Source organism: Sphingobium sp. TCM1 (assembly GCF_001650725.1).
In the GTDB taxonomy this organism is placed as follows: domain Bacteria; phylum Pseudomonadota; class Alphaproteobacteria; order Sphingomonadales; family Sphingomonadaceae; genus Sphingobium.
Window position 1 is genome coordinate 48,683 of sequence record NZ_LXVX01000038.1, and the last position, 17,000, is coordinate 65,682.

Below are 17,000 nucleotides of genomic sequence, written 5' to 3' on the forward strand. Positions count from 1 at the left end.
GACGCTCAGTCCTGCAACACGGCCCGGATCGCGGCTTCGTCGATACGATCATGCTCGGCGATCACGACGAGCGCCGTTGCGCGTGCTTCGCCCGGCCGCCAGGGTCGGTCATAATGATGCCGCACCCGCGCGCCGACCGCCTGCACCAGCAGCCGCATCGGCTTGCCCGCAACGGCGGCATAGCCCTTCACCCGCAATATCCGCTGCGTCCGGGCCAACGCCTCGATCCGCGCGACCAGGTCGGCGGGATCGGCGATCTCGCCCAGAGTCATGACGACGCTGTCGAAATCCTCATGCTCATGATCCTCCTCGCCATCATGGTGCGAGGGTCGGCCCGCCAGGTCATCCTCGGCCGCCGCGCCCAGCCCCAGCAACACCCGCGGGTCGATCACGCCATCGACCAGTTCGATCACCGGCAGCGGCCGGGGCGTTTCCGCCGCAATGACCGCTCGGGCGGCGGCGACGCCGTCTGGCCCGGCCAGATCGACCTTGGTCAGCAGCACCATGTCGGCACAGGCCAGCTGATCCTCGAATACTTCGGACAGGGGCGTTTCATGATCGATGCCGGGATCGGCGCGCCGCTGGGCGTCCAGTGCCGCCAGATCGGGAGCGAAGCGTCCGTCAGCCACCGCCTCCGCATCGGCAAGCGCGATCACGCCATCGACGGTGATGCGCGACCGGATCGCAGGCCAGTCGAACGCCTTGAGCAGGGGTTTGGGCAGCGCCAGTCCCGATGTTTCGATCAGGATATGGTCCGGACGCGGCTCCAGCGCCAGCAGCGCCTCCACCGTAGGGATGAAGTCGTCGGCCACGGTGCAGCAGATGCAGCCATTGGCCAGCTCGACGATATTCTCCGCCGGGCAATCGGGAATGGCGCAGCTTTTGAGGATGTCGCCATCGACGCCCAGCGTGCCGAATTCATTGACGACGACCGCCAGCCGCCGCCCGCCCGCATTGCGGATCAGATGACTGATGAGCGTGGTCTTGCCCGCGCCCAGAAAGCCGGTGACGATCGTGACCGGCAGCTTGGCCAAATCGGCCATATCATTCTCCCGCGCGCCGGAACGACGACGGGCGGGGGCTTGCCGACGCCCTTCCTGGACACCAGCCGGCGCGCGACGACGGGCGGGCGCGACCGCGCCCGGCATCCCGCACCGTGCAGCCCCAGCCGCACAGCTTCGTCGCTCAGACGGAAGAACCTACCGTGCCGCGGCCATCCCCTGGACCAGGGCAAGAGCGACCAGACGCCGGCAGGTCTCCTGGCTCGCGGGTCAAGGCTTGATGCACGCCTTCCCAGACCAGTGGGTCCAGTGGCCGCCCTCGACAAGAGGACATGTGCATCGCGCTCGCCGCTTACAGTTGCAGGGACAGCCGCGGAATTGAGGGGGCAGGCCCCTCGCACCGCATTCCCATTTAAAGCCCCTCGCGGGGCACCGGCGCGATCTATGAGCCTGCCCTAGACCAAAATTCGGTCCAAGCCAATGGCGTTCAGCCCGCGACCCGCACCTCGATCTCGTCAAAGCGCTTCCAGCGGTAGATCCCGAAGCTGAGCGCCCAGCACAGGACGAACAGGCCGATGATGGCGAAGCCCAGGCTGTTGAAATGCTCGCCCAGGTCCGCGGCTATCCGCCAGGGCGCTCCGTCCAGTCCCAGCTTGTCGCCCACCAGCGCCATCGTCTCGATCCCGCCAATGACGATTGCGACCAGGGCCGAGATCAGGGTTATGGTGATGTTATAATAAAGTTTGCGGATCGGCTTGACGAAGGCCCATTCATAGGCGCCCAGCATCACCACGCCATCAGCCGTGTCGACCAGCGCCATGCCCGCCGCGAACAGCGCCGGCAGCACCAAGACCGTGCCGATCGCCACGCCATCCGCGGCCTGGCTCGCCGACAGGCCGAGGATCGCGACTTCCGTGGCCGTGTCGAACCCCAGCCCGAAGAGGAAGCCGAGCGGCGCCATGTGCCAGCTGCGGCGGACCAGCCGAAACATCGGGCGGAACAGGCGTGACAGCAGGCCGCGATTGCCCAACAGCAGGTCCAGATCCTCCTCCACATAGGCGCCGCCGGCCCGGACATGGGCGAAGCTCTTCCATACCGACCGCAGGATCATCAGGTTCATCACCGCGATGGTGAACAGGAACAGCGCCGACACGCTGGTCGCGACCACGCCCCCGATCTCGCGGAAACTCTCGAAGCGCGACAGGGCGCTGGCGGTGAGAGCGATGGTGACGGAGGCGACGGCGATGATCGCGGAATGGCCGATCGCGAACCAGAAACCCACGGTAATGGGCCGCTGCCCGTCCTGCATCAGCTTGCGCGTCACATTGTCGATCGCCGCGATATGATCGGCATCGACCGCATGGCGCAGGCCCAGTCCCCAGGCCAGCAGCGCCGTCCCCAGCATCAGCGGCTGGGCATGAAACTGGGCGATGGCCCAGAGCCAGACGGCGACATTGGCCGCGACCAGCGCGCCCATCAGCCCGGTGACGCGATGCCGCAGGCGCGGCGCGGAAGATATTTCGGGATGGACCATGGCAGAACAGACACTCCGGCGTCGCGCGACATGACAGGGGCCGCGCGCTCCGCCGGACGCCATCCGGCGCAGACGCGCGTCATCAATGCGGCCCCCGCCGCTTCTTCGTCGCTCAGACGGAGCATACCGTGCCACGGCCATCCCCTGGACCAGGCAAGAGCGACCAGACGCCGGCAGGTCTCCTGGCTCGCGGGTCATAGCGATGCTGCATGGCCTTCCCAGGCCTCGCATGATTTAGCGTCCGGCCCAGTGGCTGCTTTCCCTGTTTCAGAAAAGCCTATGCAACATGCTCACCGCTCACAGTTGCAGGGACAGCCGCGGAATCGAAGGGGCCAGGCCTTCTCACCGCATTCCCATTTTCAGCCCCTTCGCAAGGGCACCGGCGCGATCAACGACCGGCGGATCGTCTCCACCGGCCGGGCTGAGGCATAGCTTGGGCGCATCGCGTTGCCAAGCTGCATCGATAGCAGGCGCAACACAAAAAGGGCGCAGCGGTCACCCGCCACGCCCTTCCTTGCGACCCCGAAGGGATTTCAAGCTCAGCCGAGCTGCTGTTCCAGCTCGCCCAGCACGCGATAGCAATCGAACACCTTGGCGACGCTCGAATTGGGATCGCGGCCTTCGCGGATGGCGCTGATGAATTCGCGGTCCTGCAATTCGATGCCGTTCATCGATACCGCGACCTTCGACACGTCGATCGGCTCTTCCTTGCCGTTCACCAGATCGTCGTAACGGGCGATATAGGTGTCGGTGTCGCCGATATAGCGGAAGAAGGTGCCGAGCGGACCGTCATTGTTGAACGACAGCGACAGGGTGCAGATCGCACCCGTCTCGCTCTTCAGCTGGATCGACATGTCCATGGCGATGCCAAGGTCCGGGTGGATCGGTCCCTGCATGGCGTGCGCCGACACGATCTTGCCCGCCTGATAGGCGAACAGGTCGACCGTGTGCGCCGCATGGTGCCACAGCAGATGGTCGGTCCAGCTGCGCGGTTCGCCCTTCGCATTGATATTCTTGCGACGGAAGAAATAGGTCTGCACGTCCATCTGCTGGACGTTGAACTCGCCCGCCTTGATGCGGTTGTGGACGAACTGGTGCGACGGGTTGAAGCGGCGGGTGTGGCCGACCATGCAGACAAGGCCGGTTTCCTGCTGCTTGGCCAGCACCGCCTGTGCATCCTTCCAGCTGTCGGCCAGCGGAATCTCGACCTCGACATGCTTGCCCGCATCCATGCACGCGATCGCCTGGGCCGCGTGCATTTGCGTCGGCGTGCAGAGGATCACCGCGTCGACGTCATCGCGCGCCAGCGTTTCGTTCAGGTCGGTCGTCACATGGCCGATGCCATATTTCTCCGCGACCTTCTTCGTCGCGTCCAGTTCGCGGCCGATGATCGACGTGACGGTCACGCCGTCGATATTCTTGAGGCCATCAAGATGCTTTTCGCCAAAGGCGCCGGCACCAGCCAGAGCTATACGCATGGGAAACTACTCCATTATTGGCCCCTCCCCTTCAGGGGAGGGTTGGGGGTGGGGGGAGCGAGGCATATGCCGCACTCTCCCGCCTGATCCTCACTCCGCCGCGATCGCCGCCACGCCGCTGCCGGTCATGTCCAGCCCTTCGCCATTATCCGGGCGCAGCACCAGATGGCCGATCGCGGTATTGGAACAGGGCACATGATAATGGCGGTGCAGCGCGCGGGTCTTCTTGCCCAGCGCCCCGCGCATGATGAGCCACATCACCATCTCGATGCCTTCGCTGCCCGTCTCGCGCAGATATTCGATATGTGGAATCCGGCGCAGATGATCGCTCTCGCCGATCAGCCCGTCCAGGAACATATTGTCCCATTCCTTGTTGATGAGCCCCGCGCGCGCGCCCTGCAACTGGTGGCTCATGCCCCCCGTGCCCCAGATCTGGACGTTCAGATCCTCGGGGAAGCTCTCGACCGCCTTGCGGATCGCCTCGCCCAGCGCCCAGCAACGGTTGCCTGACGGCGGCGGATAGGTGACGACATTGACCGCCAGCGGCACGACCCTGCAGGGCCAGGCATCGGGCTTGCCGAACATCATGGAAAGCGGCACCGTCAGGCCATGATCGACATCCATCTCGTTGATGATGGTCATGTCGAACTCGTCCAGGATCAGGCTCTGCGCCATGTGCCATGCAAGGTCGGGATGCCCCTCCACGTCCGGCACGGCGCGCGGCCCCCAGCCTTCGTCGGCCGACTTGTAGCGCTCGCCACAACCGATCGCGAAGGTCGGGATGATCTTCATGTCGAAGGCGGACGCATGGTCATTATAGACCAGGATCACGACATCGGGCTTTTCCGCCTTTTCCCATTCGCGGGTCCAGTCATAACCGGCAAAGATCGGACCGAAATAATCGTCGCGATCCTTGTTGAAGTCGGACGCCACGCCCAGCAGCGGCACATGGCTCGACGCCACGCCAGCAGTAATCCGTGCCATCTCAGCGATCCTCTTTCTTGGCGGCAGCCGCCGCTTCATTGGCCTTGATCGACCGCACGCCCTCGGGCGAGCGTCCGCCCTTCATCATCATCTCCCGATATTCGGGGAACGCCATGTCGGTCATGGTGCTGACCGCCTCGGCGAACGGAATCCCGTCGGTCGAAAACAGCTTGGACAGGAAATAGACATTGCCGCCCAGATCGAGGCATCGATTATAGTCCCGGTCCAGCAGCGCCTGCTTCTGCTCCTCGCTCAGCGGCCATTCGTCCAGATAGGCGCGCTCGTCGGCCTTGAACCGCTCCCGATTCTCCGCCTTCATCAGGCTCATCGCAAACTGGTTCATGTGATAGCCCTGCCGCGCGCGCTTGGCAGTGTAGACACGGGTTCCCGGAATATCCTCGAACTCGGCCAGATATTCGTGAATATCCTGATGCTTGGGATCTTCTGTTATCATATTCCCCTCTCCTTCAATTTGGCGTCGAGGCGCGGGAAGACGCGGCGGGCATTGCCCTCGAAGATCGCGGCGCGTTCCTCATCGCTGATCTCCAGCGCATCGACATAGCGCTTGGTGTCGTCGAAATAGAAGCCGGTGGTCGGGTCGATGCCGCGCACCGCGCCCACCATTTCCGACCCGAACAATATATTCTTGTTCTCGATCACGTCGGCCAGCAGGTCCACGCCCGGCTGATGATAGACGCAGGTGTCGAAGAAGATATTGTTCATCAGGTGCGTCGACAGATCGGGCTTCTTGAGCATGTCGGCCAGACCACGATAGCGCCCCCAATGATAGGGGACCGCGCCGCCGCCATGCGGGATGATGAAGCGCAGCGTCGGGAAATCCTTGAACAGGTCACCTTCCAGCAACTGCATGAACGCGATGGTGTCGGCGGCGATATAATAGCCGCCGGTGGCGTGCATAGCCGGATTACAGCTGCCCGACACATGGATCATCGCCGGCACGTCCAGCTCGACCATCTTCTCGTAGAAAGGATACCAGTATTTGTCCGTCAGCGGCGGATGGGTGAAATGCCCGCCGCCCGGATCGGGATTGAGGTTGCAGCCGATAAAGCCCAGTTCGTTGACGCAGCGTTCCAGCTCCGCAATGCTGTTGCTCATGTCCGCCTTGGGCGACTGGGGCAACATGCACACGCCAACGAAGGTTTCGGGGAACATCGCCACCACGCGGGCGATCAGGTCGTTGCAGCGGATCGCCCACTCCTTCGCCATCGCTTCATCGCCGACATGCGGCGCCATCGCCGACGCCCGCGGCGAGAAGATGGTAAGGTCGGCGCCACGTTCCTTGATGAGACGCAACTGGTTCGCCTCGATCGTCTCGCGAATCTCGGCGTCGCTGATCTCGGGATAGGGCGGGCATGGCGTACCAGCCTTGAACGCCGCCTTCTGCTCCTCGCGCCAGGCGTCATGCCCCTTGGGCAATACGGTATAATGACCGTGGCAATCGATAATCAGGCTCATCGCGTCTCTTTCCTCAACCTTTATCCGTCGGCCCAGCGCAGGTGCACCACGCCCGCCCAGCAAATTCCGTCATTCCCGCGAAGCCGGGTTCAGAAGAGGCGCAGGGGCAGAAATCACCCCAATCTTCGCGCCCAACCCTTCGGGCGGCGCCTTCACGCCCAGCCCGCCGATCGCCCGCTGCCGCGCGACCGTGCCGCGCGTCATCGCGGCGCCGGTACCCAGGCCCTCCAGCGTCCTGACCACTTCCTCCATCTCGGCGGCCCGGCGCGTGCCATGCACCAGCATCCGGTCGAGATTATAATCCGCGCGTTCGTCCCAGGGCCGCGCCTTCTCGCTCGCGTCGAGCGATGCCAGCACCTCGTCCAGCACATCGGCTTGCGCCGCCGCCAGCACGCATTCGGCCGTCAGCGCCTCGATCCCCTTGACCATGACAGACCGGATCATCTTGATCGACGAAGCCCGCCCGACATCCGCGCCCACGACGCGGGTCTTGCCGAAGCCCAGCGCCCGCAGCCGCGCCTCCGCGTCGCCGGCCCGCGTGCCGCTCAGCAGCAAAGGCACGTTCAATCGCGCCGGATCGACCGGCGCCATCACCGCCACGTCGACATAATGCCCACCCGCCGCCTCGATCGCCTGCGCCGCTGCCTGCTTGGTCTGCGGCGCAACACTGTTTAGATCGCAATAAAGCGTGCCGGGCACGATCAGCGCCGCCGCCGCTTGCGCCACGGCCAGTGCCTGGTCGGCCGTCACCAGCGACAGCACCAGCGAAACCCCGTCCAGCGCGTCCTCGAGCAAACGGGCGGGCAGCACGCCAGCCTCGGCATAAGCCGCCAGCATCGCGTCGCGCGCCGTCGCATCGTCCGTCTGTATGTCGAACACATGGGCGGCCGCGGCCCAGTCCCCCGCTCGCGCAAAGGTGGACCCCGCTTCACCGAACCCGATCAGACCAACTTCCTGCTCCATGGCGACATCGGATGCCGCATCGCGCCAAAGCCCGCCAATCGAATCCGCCATTGCTTCATAAGAATTTACGAAGTCATTGCTCTGGCGGATGCTTCCACGGCTTCCATGAACTGCCGCTGGAGCCGGGTCGGGCGCCAATCGCCCCGCGTCGTCAATCCGATCGTCCGGCTGATCGCCCCTGGCGCCGGGCCAATGTCCGCCAACAACCCGACCTCCAGTTCCAGCGCCAGTTGATCATGCGACAGCAGGGTCAGATAATCGCCGCCGACCAGCAATTGCCGGATCGTCATCACCGACCCGCACTCGATCGGCACGGCCGGCAGGCCACCGCCCAATTCAGCAAACATCGCCCGCCACAATTGCCGCAGCGGCGTCCCTTCGGGTGGTAGTATCCAGGGGAAACGGCGCAGCGCGTCGGCATCCCACCCCGCTTCCAGCGGATGGCCGCGCCGCGCCAATATGGTCGGCCGATCCTCGAACAAGGATTGCTGACCCAGGTCCAGTTCCATGGCCGGGTCGCGCAACGCACCGATCATCATATCGATTTCGCCGTCGCGCAGCGGCCCGACCAACTCCGCATGGGATCCCTCATGGACCGATATGTCGACTTGCGGGAAGTCCGACCGGAAGCGGGCGATGGCCTCCGGCAACAAACGCGCGCGGGACAGCGGCATCGCGCCCACCAGGATGCGCCCGCCTTCCTCGCCCTTCAGGTCGGCCAGTTCCTCCAGCCCCTGTCGCAATTCCGCCAGCGCCAGTCGCAGCCGCTGGGCCAGCGTCGTGCCGGCCTTGGTCAGCATCACGCCCCGACCTCGCCGGTCGACCAGCCGGCTGCCCACCGCCAGTCCCAGATCGCCGACCGCGCGATGCAGCGACGGTTCCGCCACGCCTGTCGCCGCCGCCGCCGCCGCATAGCTTCCCGCCCGCGCCAGCGCGACGAAAGCGCGCACCTGCGCCGCGGTCACCCGATTGCTGCCGATCAGGCGCAAGGCCACGTCGATGCGCGGCTTCAGCCGCCACGCAGCCTCCAGCGCGGCCATGCCGCCAGGCTGCCGCTCGAACAGCCGCACGCCCAGTTGCGCCTCCAGTTTCGCGATGCCCTGTGTCACCGCCGGTTGGGTCAGATTGACCGCGCGCGCCGCCAGGCTGACGCTGCCCTGGTCGACGACGGCTGCCATGGCGGCGAGATGGCGGATATTGAACTGATCGGGCTGCATATTTGATAATTAGCAAAATTTAATGATGCTGCGCTAGATCGGATTTGAGCATTGTCGCAAAGCTGTCCATGTCGCTGTCCATCTTGGGAGAAGGAGCAGTTCCATGTCCGGTGTCGTCGTCCAGAATATCGAAAGGGCGGAACTCGCCGTCGTTGATGGCCTTGCCAAGTGCGGCGTGGCGACCGTCCATGAAGCGCAGGGCCGTACCGGCCTCCTCGCCTCCTACATGCGCCCCATCTATGCCGGCGCCCGCATCGCCGGCAGCGCCGTTACCATCTCCGCCGCGCCCGGCGACAACTGGATGGTCCATGTCGCGATCGAACAGCTCAAGGAAGGCGACGTCCTCCTGCTGGCCCCCACCAGTCCCTGCACCGACGGCTATTTCGGCGACCTGCTCGCCACCTCGGCCCAGGCACGCGGCTGCCGCGGCCTCATCATTGACGCGGGCGTGCGCGACGTGCGCGATCTGACGCAAATGAACTTCCCGGTCTGGTCGAAGGCGGTTCATGCGCAGGGCACGGTCAAGAACACGATCGGCTCGGTCAACGTCCCGGTCATCTGCGCCAATGCGCTGGTCAATCCGGGCGACGTCATCATTGCCGACGATGACGGCGTGTGCGTCGTCCCCCGCGCCGATGCCGCCGCCGTGCTCGAAAAAGCGCAGGCTCGCGAAGCTGCCGAGGAAGCCAAGCGCGTCCGCCTTGCGGCCGGCGAACTCGGGCTCGACATCTACAATATGCGCCCGCGCCTCGAAGAAATGGGCCTGAAATATGTCTGACACGGCCCCCTCCGCAAAAGCGGGAACCGGTTTTGCGCCCGGAGCAGCGGGCGCGCAGACCAGCGCCCGCGTCATGTGGATGCGCGGCGGCACGTCCAAGGGCGGCTATTTTCTGGCTGAAGACCTGCCGGCCGACACGGCCGCGCGCGACGCCTTCCTGCTGCGGATCATGGGTTCGCCCGACCCGCGCCAGATCGACGGGATGGGCGGCGCCGACCCGCTCACCAGCAAGGTGGCGGTCGTTAAGAAATCCGAACGGGAGGGCGTCGATGTCGACTATCTCTTCCTCCAGGTCTTCGTCGATAAGGCCGTCGTCACCGACGCGCAGAATTGCGGCAATATCCTCGCCGGCATCGGCCCCTTCGCGATCGAGCGCGGCCTCGTCGCCACGCAGCAGGATGAGACCGGCGTCGCCATCTTCATGGAGAATACCGGCCAGATCGCCATCGCCACGGTGCAGACCCCCGATGGCCAGGTCCGCTATGACGGCGAAGCAAAGATCGACGGCGTCCCCGGCGGCGCCGCGCCGATCCCGCTGGAGTTCCGTGACACCGCCGGCTCCTCCTGCGGCGCGCTGCTGCCCACCGGCAACGCCTTTGACGAAGTGGAGGGCGTGCGCGTTACCCTGATCGACAACGGGATGCCGTGCGTCGTCATGAAGGCGCAGGATGTCGGCGTCACCGGCTACGAGGATCGCGACACGCTCGACAAGGACAGCGACCTCAAGGCGCGCATCGAAAAAATCCGCCTTGCCGTTGGCGAGCGAATGAACCTGGGCGACGTCACGGACAAGTCGGTGCCCAAGATGATGCTGGTCGCGCCGCCGCGCGACGGCGGCGCGGTCACGGTGCGCAGCTTCATCCCGCATCGCGCCCATGCCTCGATCGGCGTGCTCGGCGCGGTCAGCGTCGCCACCGCCTGCCTGATCGAGGGATCACCCGCGGCCGAGGTCGCGTCGATCCCGGACGGCAATCGCAAGACGCTCTCGGTCGAACATCCCACCGGGGAAACGACCTGCGTCATGGAACTGGATGAAAGCGGCGCCGTCACCAGCGCAGCCATGCTGCGCACCGCGCGCAAATTGATGGACGGCATCGTTTTTTCGTAACCCGTTCGGGCTGAGCCTGTCGAAGCCCTGCACTTTTCTTCAAGAAAGAATTGCCCTTCGACAGGCCAGGGGCGAACGGAGTTTTGAGATATGACCCGCATCACCAGCTGGCACGGCAATCCGTCCAAGCCGCTCTACACCCCTCCGGCCGGCGCGATCGACGCCCATTGCCATGTGTTCGGCCCGATGGCGGACTTCCCCTTCAGCGCAAAAGCCAAATATCTCCCCGAAGACGCCGGCCCGGACATGCTGTTTGCGCTGCGCGACCATCTGGGCTTCGACCGCAACGTCATCGTGCAGGCCAGCTGCCACGGCACCGACAATGCCGCCACGCTCGATGCCATCGCCAGGTCGAACGGAAAGGCGCGCGGCGTCGCCGTGGTCGATCCAGCCATCTCGGAAGCCGACCTTGCGGCCCTGCACGACGGCGGGATGCGCGGCATCCGCTTCAATTTCCTCAAGCGTCTGGTCGATGACGCGCCCAAGGACAAGTTCCTCGAAGTGGCGAAGCGCCTGCCCAAGGGCTGGCATGTCGTCATATATTTCGAGGCGGATATTCTCGAAGAACTGCGTCCCTTCATGGATGCGATCCCGGTGCCGCTGGTGATCGACCATATGGGCCGCCCGGACGTGACCCAGGGACCGGACGGCGCCGACATGAAGGCGTTTCGCGCTTTCCTGAACAGCCGGGACGACATCTGGTTCAAGGCCACTTGCCCCGACCGCCTCGACCAGACTGGCGACCCCTGGAACGCCTTTGCCGATGCAGTGGCGCCGCTGGTAGCCGACTATCAGGATCGCGTCCTCTGGGGCACCGACTGGCCGCACCCCAATATGCAGGATGCGATCCCCGACGACGGCCATCTGGTCGACATGATCCCGCGCATCGCGCCGACCGAAGCGCTCCAGCGCAAGCTGCTGATCGAGAATCCGATGCGGCTCTACTGGCCCGAGGAAATCGGCGCCTGATCGCCCGCCTGCGTCGGTGCGGAGGCGGAGCGACAGGCCTCAGGCCAGCGCCACGCCAACGTCCCGTCCACGCCAGGCGCGCCAGCGCTCCGCGTCCGGACAGGATGTGATCCGGTCCTCCAGATTGAAGACCATCGTCTGGCCGCCTGTCGCTTCATAGCATGGCCAGCCGTCCGCCGGCGCGCCATGCCGGACAAAATGCGCGATATGATCGGTCATCCGCCGGCCCAGCGCCGCGCGGCGACCCGACATGGGGCCGCCCCGCGCCAGCGCCGCACGCAGGCCGCGCATCGGCCAGGTCAGCGTCAGGTCCAACCCGTGCGTCGCGCCCGCGATCGGATGGGCATAATCGAACCGATAGAACCAGGTCGGGCTATGCGTCGCGTGCCGGTCGGCAAAATGCCGGGTCGGCATAGCGAAAGCGACGTCGCTGGCCAGCGCGCGGCGCCCGGCGGCCGTGCGCGGATAGGCTGCGACGATCTTCTGCATCGCCTCGGCGCCCAACTGCCGCTCCAGCAGCGCTTCGAGCGCTGACCAGCTTGTCGGCAATATCTCTCCGGGCATGAGTTCGAACAGGCGGATCTCCAGCCCCGTCGCGCCGGCGAGCAGCGGTACCGGCGCGGCCTGCGCCTTATGCAACGCCTCCAGCGACCCCGGCACCAGATCGCCGTCCAGCCACGGCGCCGCCGGCACGGTGCCAGGATTCGCCGCACCGACAGCCGCCTGCGCCTCGAACAGGTGCGACAGGGGCAGGCTGCGCACATCGGGCGATCCCACCTTGCCCAAGCCCAAAGCCGCCACATAGTCGCGCGCGATCGCCTCGCTGCGCGACCGGCCGTGCAGCAGGCTGACCGCCCCGCTTTGCATGATCGCCTGCTGGAACAGACCCCTCGCGTCAGGGGCGTGCAGCAGCAGCGATACCGACATGGAGCCGGCGGACTGGCCGCCGATCGTGACGCGCGACGGATCGCCCCCGAACGCCGCGATATTGTGCTGAACCCATTGCAGCGCTGCGATCTGGTCGCGCAGGCCCAGATTGGACGGGATGGACGGGTCATCCAGCGCCGCGCCGAAATTGACGAAGCCAAGCACGCCCAGCCGATAATTGATGGTGACGACGATGATGCCGCCATCCCTCGCAATGCCGGAGCCGTCATAGGGATTGCCGCTGCCCGCGACAAATGCGCCGCCATGTATCCAGACGTAGACGGGAAGTCGCTCTCCGTCCGGGCGCCCCTCCGGTACGTAGATATTGAGGGTCAGGCAATTCTCGTCGAAATCAGGAGGTGAAAGCCGCGCCCGTTTCGCGGAATTGCCATACATTTGCGGGCATTGCGGCCCCATGCTGGAGGCGTCTCTCGCGCCTTCCCAAGCCGGAACGGCGACAGGTGCGGCAAAACGTCCGGCCTGCGCATAGGGAATGCCGAGCCAGCGCGAAACGCCATCCGCGCTGACACCGCTGACCCTCCCGGCCTGCGTTGCGACGATTCGCCTGTCCATATGCTTTCCGCTCCCACCCATTTTTTGCTGATACGACTTAAAGCGCAGGCGACGCCGTCCCGAAACCCTGGAACGGATGATTGATCGCCCTCCCGATATCGGATGGTCGGACATGCTCCGGGGTCATGAACTGCGGCGCGCCATAGTGACCTGCATCCCTCGTTCGGATTAGCCTTTGCCGCAACGAGGAGGAGAGGAATGATGGACCTGTTGGCCGAACTGGTCGCCAAGGAAGAAATAAGGCAGTTGGCGCTGCTCTATTCGCGTGGCGTCGACCGCAAGGACATAGCGCTGCTGCGCTCCCTCTACACTATCGACGCCATCGACAATCATGGCCCCTATTATAATGGGCCTGTCGAAGGCTATATCGCCTTCCTCGAAGCATCCCTGCCCCATATGCATATCGGCAGCCATTGCGTGTGCAATCATCTGGTCCATGTCGACGGCGATGAGGCGGAAGGGGAGGTCTACGCCATCGCATGGCACCTCATCCCGGACGGCAAAGGCGGTTTGCAGCATGACATCCAGTCGGTGCGCTATGTCGATCGTTACCGCAGGGATGATGGGCAATGGCGGTTCGCCCGGCGCGACGTGACGTTCGACATGAAGCTGCTCCAGCCGGCCGCCGACCATGGCGCCAAGCCCGATCCCACGCGCGACGTCAGCTATGCCATGCTCCGATCCGCGCTCTTCGCACGACACTGATGCCTCGATTTACGCGGAGGCGATCTTCGGCGGCGGGCGCTTGACAGTCGAGGCGCGCCAATGCTGATCACCTGTTCAACAACACCATTCGTCCATGGACGATAGACGGGAAGGATTTGCGATGACACGCTCACTCAATGGCAGGGTCGCGGTTGTGACGGGCGCCGGATCGGGCATCGGCCGCGCCATCGCCCTTCGCCTGGCCGAGGATACGGCAAAGATTGCAGTCTGGGACATCAATGGGGAAGGCGCTGCCGAAACGGCGCGCCTGATCGAGGAAGCGGGCGGCACCGCCATCGCGATCACCGCGGATTGCGCCGAAAAGAGCGCGATCCATGCGGCGGCGGCGGAAACCCGGTCGCGGCTCGGGCCGGTCGCGATCCTCGTGAACAATGCCGGCATAGCGCCGTTCACGCCCTTCATGGATATTGACGACGACCTGTTCGACAAGGTGATCCGCATCAACCTGCGCGGCCCTTATCTGGTCGTCAAGGAAGTGCTGCCCGACATGCTCGCCGCCGGATGGGGCCGGGTCATCAACATCACCTCCTCGTCGGTCCAGTCCGGGTCCTTCGCACAGGGGCATTATGTCTCGTCGAAGGGGGGCCTCATGGGCATGACAAAGGCTTTGGCGCTGGAATTCGCTGCGAGCGGCGTGACGTTCAACATGGTGCCCCCCGGATTCATCGACACCCCGATGCTGCGCGCCGCGCCGATCGACGTCGAAGCTTTTGCCCAGACCCTGCCCATGAAACGCATCGGCAAGCCCGAGGACATCGCGGCCGCCTGCGCCTATCTGGCGTCGGAGGAGGCCAGCTATATCACCGGCCAGACGATTAGTACCAATGGCGGCCGCTACATGGGTTCCCACTGACGCCAGCCTGGAAGGGATGATCGATGCGTCTCCACGGCAAGGTCGCCATTATCACCGGCGCCGCAGGGGGAATGGGCGAAGCAGCGGCGCAGCTCTTCGCGCGGGAAGGCGCATCGGTCGCGGCCGTCGATCTCGACGAGGCGCGCGTCGCGCCGATCGTGCAGGCCATCCGCGCACAGGGCGGAACGGCGATAGCGGTCGGCGCGGACGTCAGCCGGTCGGCCGAAGTGGCCGCGATCGTCGCCCGCACCGAAGCTGAACTGGGCCTCCCGACCATCCTGTTCAACAATGCCGGCGTGGACACGGAGAACAAGCAATCGATCCTCTCGATCGACGAAGCGGCCTTCGACAAATGTCTTGAAGTCAATCTCAAGGGCGTGTGGCTGATGATAAAGCATGTCGCGCCCCGCATGATCGAGGCGGGTGGCGGATCGATCGTCAACACCGCCTCCATCGCCGCGTCGATAGTCGCGGGCACGGCCGGCTATTGCGCGTCCAAGGCGGGCGTGGTCGCGCTCTCCAAGGTCGCGGCCGTGGAACTTGGGCGGTACGGCATCCGGGTCAACGCCCTCTGTCCCGGTGCGACCGAAACGCCCATGGCCAAGCATCAGCGGGCGGAAATGGAACGGGCGGGATTGCCGACATCCAGCACGCTGATCGATCGGATGGGCGTGCTCGGCCGCATGGCTGATCCGGAGGAGATGGCGCGGATGGCGCTTTTCCTGGCCAGCGACGAGGCCAGCTTCGCCACTGGCGGGGTCTTCAACAACGACGCCGGCTGGACCGCGATGAGCGGCATTTCGGTGCAGGATTTCGCGCGGTGACGCCTGCGGGGGATCGCACGATCTTCCGACAGGCTTGCACGGGCGGCGGCGACACCTATGCTCGGGCCATGGTCCAGAAACGCCGCGTCGGAACCGAAAGCTCCGAAACCCGTGCCCGCATCCTCGATGCCGCTGAACAGGTCATCCGCGATGATGGCTATGCTGCCGCCAGCAGCCGCCGCGTCGCGCTCCGCGCCGCGCTGCCGCCATCGCTCGTCCATTATTATTTCCCGACGACCGACGATCTTCTGCTCGCTGTCTTTCGCCGCGGCGCGGAGCAGAGCGACCGGATGATCGCCGATGCGCTCGCCAGCGATGACCCGGTCCATGCGCTCTGGCGCTTCTTCGTGGACACGAGCCGCACCGGACTGGCGATGGAATTTGTCGCCCTCGCCAATCACCGCAAGGCCATTCGCGCGGAGATCGCGCGCCATAGCGAGGAGATGCGCGCGCGGCAGGTCGAAGCGCTGGAACGCATGGCGGGCGCCCGGCTGGCCGAACGCGGCGTGACGGCCGCCGGCCTCAGCCTGTTACTGGCGGCCGCCGGCCGCGCTCTCGTCATGGAGGGCGGACTCGGTGTCATCGCTGGACATGAGGATGCGAGGGCTGCCGTCGAAAAATGGCTGGACGACCTGTTCCCTCCGAAAAAATGAGATGCCTTGACTTTTTCTTCCACCCATGCTGAACAGGTGTTCAATGTTGAGGAAGAAAGGAGAGTCGGGCATGTCCGCCACCACGATCACGCGCTTCGTCCATGAAGAGATCAAGCCCAGGATCGGCAGCCGAATCCTGAACAGCAAGGAGGAATTGCTGGCGGGTGATCTGGGTCCGCAGATTCGCGAATTGCTCGAGCAGCGCGGCGTGCTGGTTTTTCCGAAGATCAACTTCACCGATGAAGAGCAGGTCGCCTTCACCAAGACGCTTGGCGGCTTTGCGGCGGAGATCCGCGGCGGCGAGGAAATCCACAAGATCACGCTGGACGTGAAGGAAAATCCCCAGAGCGCCGAATATCTCAAGGGATCACTCTATTGGCATATCGACGGCACGATGAACGACGTGCCGATCCTGGCATCCCTGCTGTCGTGCAAGGTGCCGGCCAGTTGGGGCGGCAATACCGGCTTCTGCAACACCTATGCCGCCTATGACGCCTTGAGCGACGAGCAGAAGGCCGAATATGACAAGCTGCGCGTCGTCCACTCGGTCTGGGCCAGCGTTTTCTATTACGAACCGGAACCCAGCTTGGCCAAGCTCAAGGGGATGCAGGCGATCGGTGAGAATGAGCTGCCGCTGGTGTGGAACCATCGGTCGGGCCGCAAGTCGCTGGTGCTGGGCTGCACCGCGCATCGCGTGCTGGACGTGCCCGCGGCCAGGAGCGCCGAAATCCTTGTGGGCCTGCGCGAGTGGGCGACGCAGGAGGAGTTCAGCTACAGCCACGAATGGAGCGTCGGCGACCTGGTGATCTGGGACAATACCGGCACCATGCACCGGGCCGAGGCCTATGATCCCAATTGCGGCCGGATGATGCATCGCACCAAGCTGCAAGGCGAAGAGCCCTTCGAGTAAGCCGACCGAAAGATCAAGGAAAAAGC

General features: G+C 64.8%; 17 protein-coding genes and 2 riboswitches. Of the genes, 8 read left to right on the top strand and 9 right to left on the bottom strand.

Annotation, left to right across the window (positions count from 1 at the left end; translation table 11 throughout):
• Positions 1-5: 5 nt before the first annotated feature.
• From cobW to A7Q26_RS19585, 8 genes are all read right to left on the bottom strand, one after another.
• Entirely contained in the window at positions 6-1,043 is a 1,038-nt protein-coding gene (gene cobW, locus A7Q26_RS19550) for a cobalamin biosynthesis protein CobW (RefSeq protein WP_066863222.1), read from the bottom strand.
• Positions 1,044-1,232: 189 nt separating this feature from the next.
• A riboswitch (cobalamin riboswitch) is annotated at positions 1,233-1,453 on the bottom strand.
• 35 nt (positions 1,454-1,488) lie between these two features.
• Positions 1,489-2,535: a HoxN/HupN/NixA family nickel/cobalt transporter gene (locus A7Q26_RS19555; protein WP_066863225.1), complete on the bottom strand. Its 1,047-nt coding sequence runs from the start codon at positions 2,533-2,535 to the stop codon at positions 1,489-1,491.
• A gap of 155 nt (positions 2,536-2,690) precedes the next feature.
• Positions 2,691-2,934, bottom strand: a riboswitch (cobalamin riboswitch).
• 140 nt (positions 2,935-3,074) lie between these two features.
• Positions 3,075-4,013, bottom strand: a complete 939-nt coding sequence (locus A7Q26_RS19560) for a Gfo/Idh/MocA family oxidoreductase (RefSeq protein WP_066863228.1) — start codon at positions 4,011-4,013, stop codon at positions 3,075-3,077.
• Between the two features lie 90 nt (positions 4,014-4,103).
• Entirely contained in the window at positions 4,104-4,997 is an 894-nt protein-coding gene (locus A7Q26_RS19565; RefSeq protein WP_066863231.1) for a class III extradiol dioxygenase subunit beta, read from the bottom strand.
• Position 4,998: 1 nt separating this feature from the next.
• Positions 4,999-5,451 (bottom strand): protocatechuate 4,5-dioxygenase subunit alpha, encoded by a 453-nt coding sequence (ligA, locus tag A7Q26_RS19570; RefSeq protein ID WP_066863234.1) that lies wholly within the window; start codon positions 5,449-5,451, stop codon positions 4,999-5,001.
• On the bottom strand, positions 5,448-6,473 hold the full coding sequence (locus tag A7Q26_RS19575) for an amidohydrolase family protein (protein ID WP_066863237.1): 1,026 nt from the start codon (positions 6,471-6,473) through the stop codon (positions 5,448-5,450). Before A7Q26_RS19575 ends, ligA begins: the two co-directional genes overlap by 4 nt.
• 69 nt (positions 6,474-6,542) lie before the next feature.
• A complete protein-coding gene (locus A7Q26_RS19580; protein ID WP_066863750.1) occupies positions 6,543-7,436 on the bottom strand; it encodes an NAD(P)-dependent oxidoreductase in 894 nt (297 codons plus the stop codon).
• 65 nt (positions 7,437-7,501) lie between these two features.
• Complete coding sequence (locus A7Q26_RS19585) at positions 7,502-8,653, bottom strand: LysR substrate-binding domain-containing protein (RefSeq protein WP_066863240.1); 1,152 nt, start codon at positions 8,651-8,653, stop codon at positions 7,502-7,504.
• Between the two features lie 103 nt (positions 8,654-8,756).
• On the opposite strand from A7Q26_RS19585, the gene ligK reads away from it, so the two are divergent.
• From ligK to A7Q26_RS19600, 3 genes are all read left to right on the top strand, one after another.
• On the top strand, positions 8,757-9,431 hold the full coding sequence (gene ligK, locus A7Q26_RS19590; RefSeq protein ID WP_066863243.1) for a 4-carboxy-4-hydroxy-2-oxoadipate aldolase/oxaloacetate decarboxylase: 675 nt from the start codon (positions 8,757-8,759) through the stop codon (positions 9,429-9,431).
• Positions 9,432-9,504: 73 nt separating this feature from the next.
• On the top strand, positions 9,505-10,539 hold the full coding sequence (locus A7Q26_RS19595) for a 4-oxalomesaconate tautomerase (RefSeq protein ID WP_066863245.1): 1,035 nt from the start codon (positions 9,505-9,507) through the stop codon (positions 10,537-10,539).
• A 90-nt stretch (positions 10,540-10,629) separates the two neighbouring features.
• Positions 10,630-11,508: an amidohydrolase family protein gene (locus A7Q26_RS19600; RefSeq protein ID WP_066863247.1), complete on the top strand. Its 879-nt coding sequence runs from the start codon at positions 10,630-10,632 to the stop codon at positions 11,506-11,508.
• Between the two features lie 39 nt (positions 11,509-11,547).
• Here A7Q26_RS19600 and A7Q26_RS19605 read toward each other — a convergent pair whose 3' ends face one another.
• Positions 11,548-13,008 carry a carboxylesterase/lipase family protein gene (locus tag A7Q26_RS19605; protein ID WP_066863250.1) on the bottom strand — a complete coding sequence of 487 codons (1,461 nt, stop codon included), beginning with the start codon at positions 13,006-13,008 and terminating at the stop codon, positions 11,548-11,550.
• A gap of 198 nt (positions 13,009-13,206) precedes the next feature.
• Here A7Q26_RS19605 and A7Q26_RS19610 point away from each other — a divergent pair, with 198 nt between their 5' ends.
• The 5 genes from A7Q26_RS19610 to A7Q26_RS19630 all read left to right on the top strand — a co-directional run bounded on the left by A7Q26_RS19610 (position 13,207) and on the right by A7Q26_RS19630 (position 16,974).
• Complete coding sequence (locus A7Q26_RS19610) at positions 13,207-13,713, top strand: nuclear transport factor 2 family protein (RefSeq protein WP_066863253.1); 507 nt, start codon at positions 13,207-13,209, stop codon at positions 13,711-13,713.
• 121 nt (positions 13,714-13,834) lie between these two features.
• Positions 13,835-14,587, top strand: a complete 753-nt coding sequence (locus tag A7Q26_RS19615; RefSeq protein WP_066863256.1) for an SDR family NAD(P)-dependent oxidoreductase — start codon at positions 13,835-13,837, stop codon at positions 14,585-14,587.
• Positions 14,588-14,610: 23 nt separating this feature from the next.
• A complete protein-coding gene (locus A7Q26_RS19620) occupies positions 14,611-15,411 on the top strand; it encodes an SDR family NAD(P)-dependent oxidoreductase (RefSeq protein ID WP_066863259.1) in 801 nt (266 codons plus the stop codon).
• 68 nt (positions 15,412-15,479) lie between these two features.
• Complete coding sequence (locus tag A7Q26_RS19625) at positions 15,480-16,064, top strand: TetR/AcrR family transcriptional regulator (RefSeq protein WP_066863753.1); 585 nt, start codon at positions 15,480-15,482, stop codon at positions 16,062-16,064.
• Positions 16,065-16,134: 70 nt separating this feature from the next.
• The gene (locus tag A7Q26_RS19630) at positions 16,135-16,974 is read left to right on the top strand and encodes a TauD/TfdA dioxygenase family protein (protein ID WP_066863262.1); all 840 of its coding nucleotides are present in this window, start codon (positions 16,135-16,137) and stop codon (positions 16,972-16,974) included.
• The last annotated feature ends 26 nt before the right edge of the window (positions 16,975-17,000 follow it).

Bases quoted from the DNA above. Each gene is read 5' to 3' on its own strand.
- cobW (WP_066863222.1), bottom strand. From the start codon at position 1,043: ATGGCCGATTTGGCCAAGCTGCCGGTCACGATCGTCACCGGCTTTCTG.
- A7Q26_RS19555 (WP_066863225.1), bottom strand. From the start codon at position 2,535: ATGGTCCATCCCGAAATATCTTCCGCGCCGCGCCTGCGGCATCGCGTC.
- A7Q26_RS19560 (WP_066863228.1), bottom strand. From the start codon at position 4,013: ATGCGTATAGCTCTGGCTGGTGCCGGCGCCTTTGGCGAAAAGCATCTT.
- A7Q26_RS19565 (WP_066863231.1), bottom strand. From the start codon at position 4,997: ATGGCACGGATTACTGCTGGCGTGGCGTCGAGCCATGTGCCGCTGCTG.
- ligA (WP_066863234.1), bottom strand. From the start codon at position 5,451: ATGATAACAGAAGATCCCAAGCATCAGGATATTCACGAATATCTGGCC.
- A7Q26_RS19575 (WP_066863237.1), bottom strand. From the start codon at position 6,473: ATGAGCCTGATTATCGATTGCCACGGTCATTATACCGTATTGCCCAAG.
- A7Q26_RS19580 (WP_066863750.1), bottom strand. From the start codon at position 7,436: ATGGAGCAGGAAGTTGGTCTGATCGGGTTCGGTGAAGCGGGGTCCACC.
- A7Q26_RS19585 (WP_066863240.1), bottom strand. From the start codon at position 8,653: ATGCAGCCCGATCAGTTCAATATCCGCCATCTCGCCGCCATGGCAGCC.
- ligK (WP_066863243.1), top strand. From the start codon at position 8,757: ATGTCCGGTGTCGTCGTCCAGAATATCGAAAGGGCGGAACTCGCCGTC.
- A7Q26_RS19595 (WP_066863245.1), top strand. From the start codon at position 9,505: ATGTGGATGCGCGGCGGCACGTCCAAGGGCGGCTATTTTCTGGCTGAA.
- A7Q26_RS19600 (WP_066863247.1), top strand. From the start codon at position 10,630: ATGACCCGCATCACCAGCTGGCACGGCAATCCGTCCAAGCCGCTCTAC.
- A7Q26_RS19605 (WP_066863250.1), bottom strand. From the start codon at position 13,008: ATGGACAGGCGAATCGTCGCAACGCAGGCCGGGAGGGTCAGCGGTGTC.
- A7Q26_RS19610 (WP_066863253.1), top strand. From the start codon at position 13,207: ATGATGGACCTGTTGGCCGAACTGGTCGCCAAGGAAGAAATAAGGCAG.
- A7Q26_RS19615 (WP_066863256.1), top strand. From the start codon at position 13,835: ATGACACGCTCACTCAATGGCAGGGTCGCGGTTGTGACGGGCGCCGGA.
- A7Q26_RS19620 (WP_066863259.1), top strand. From the start codon at position 14,611: ATGCGTCTCCACGGCAAGGTCGCCATTATCACCGGCGCCGCAGGGGGA.
- A7Q26_RS19625 (WP_066863753.1), top strand. From the start codon at position 15,480: ATGGTCCAGAAACGCCGCGTCGGAACCGAAAGCTCCGAAACCCGTGCC.
- A7Q26_RS19630 (WP_066863262.1), top strand. From the start codon at position 16,135: ATGTCCGCCACCACGATCACGCGCTTCGTCCATGAAGAGATCAAGCCC.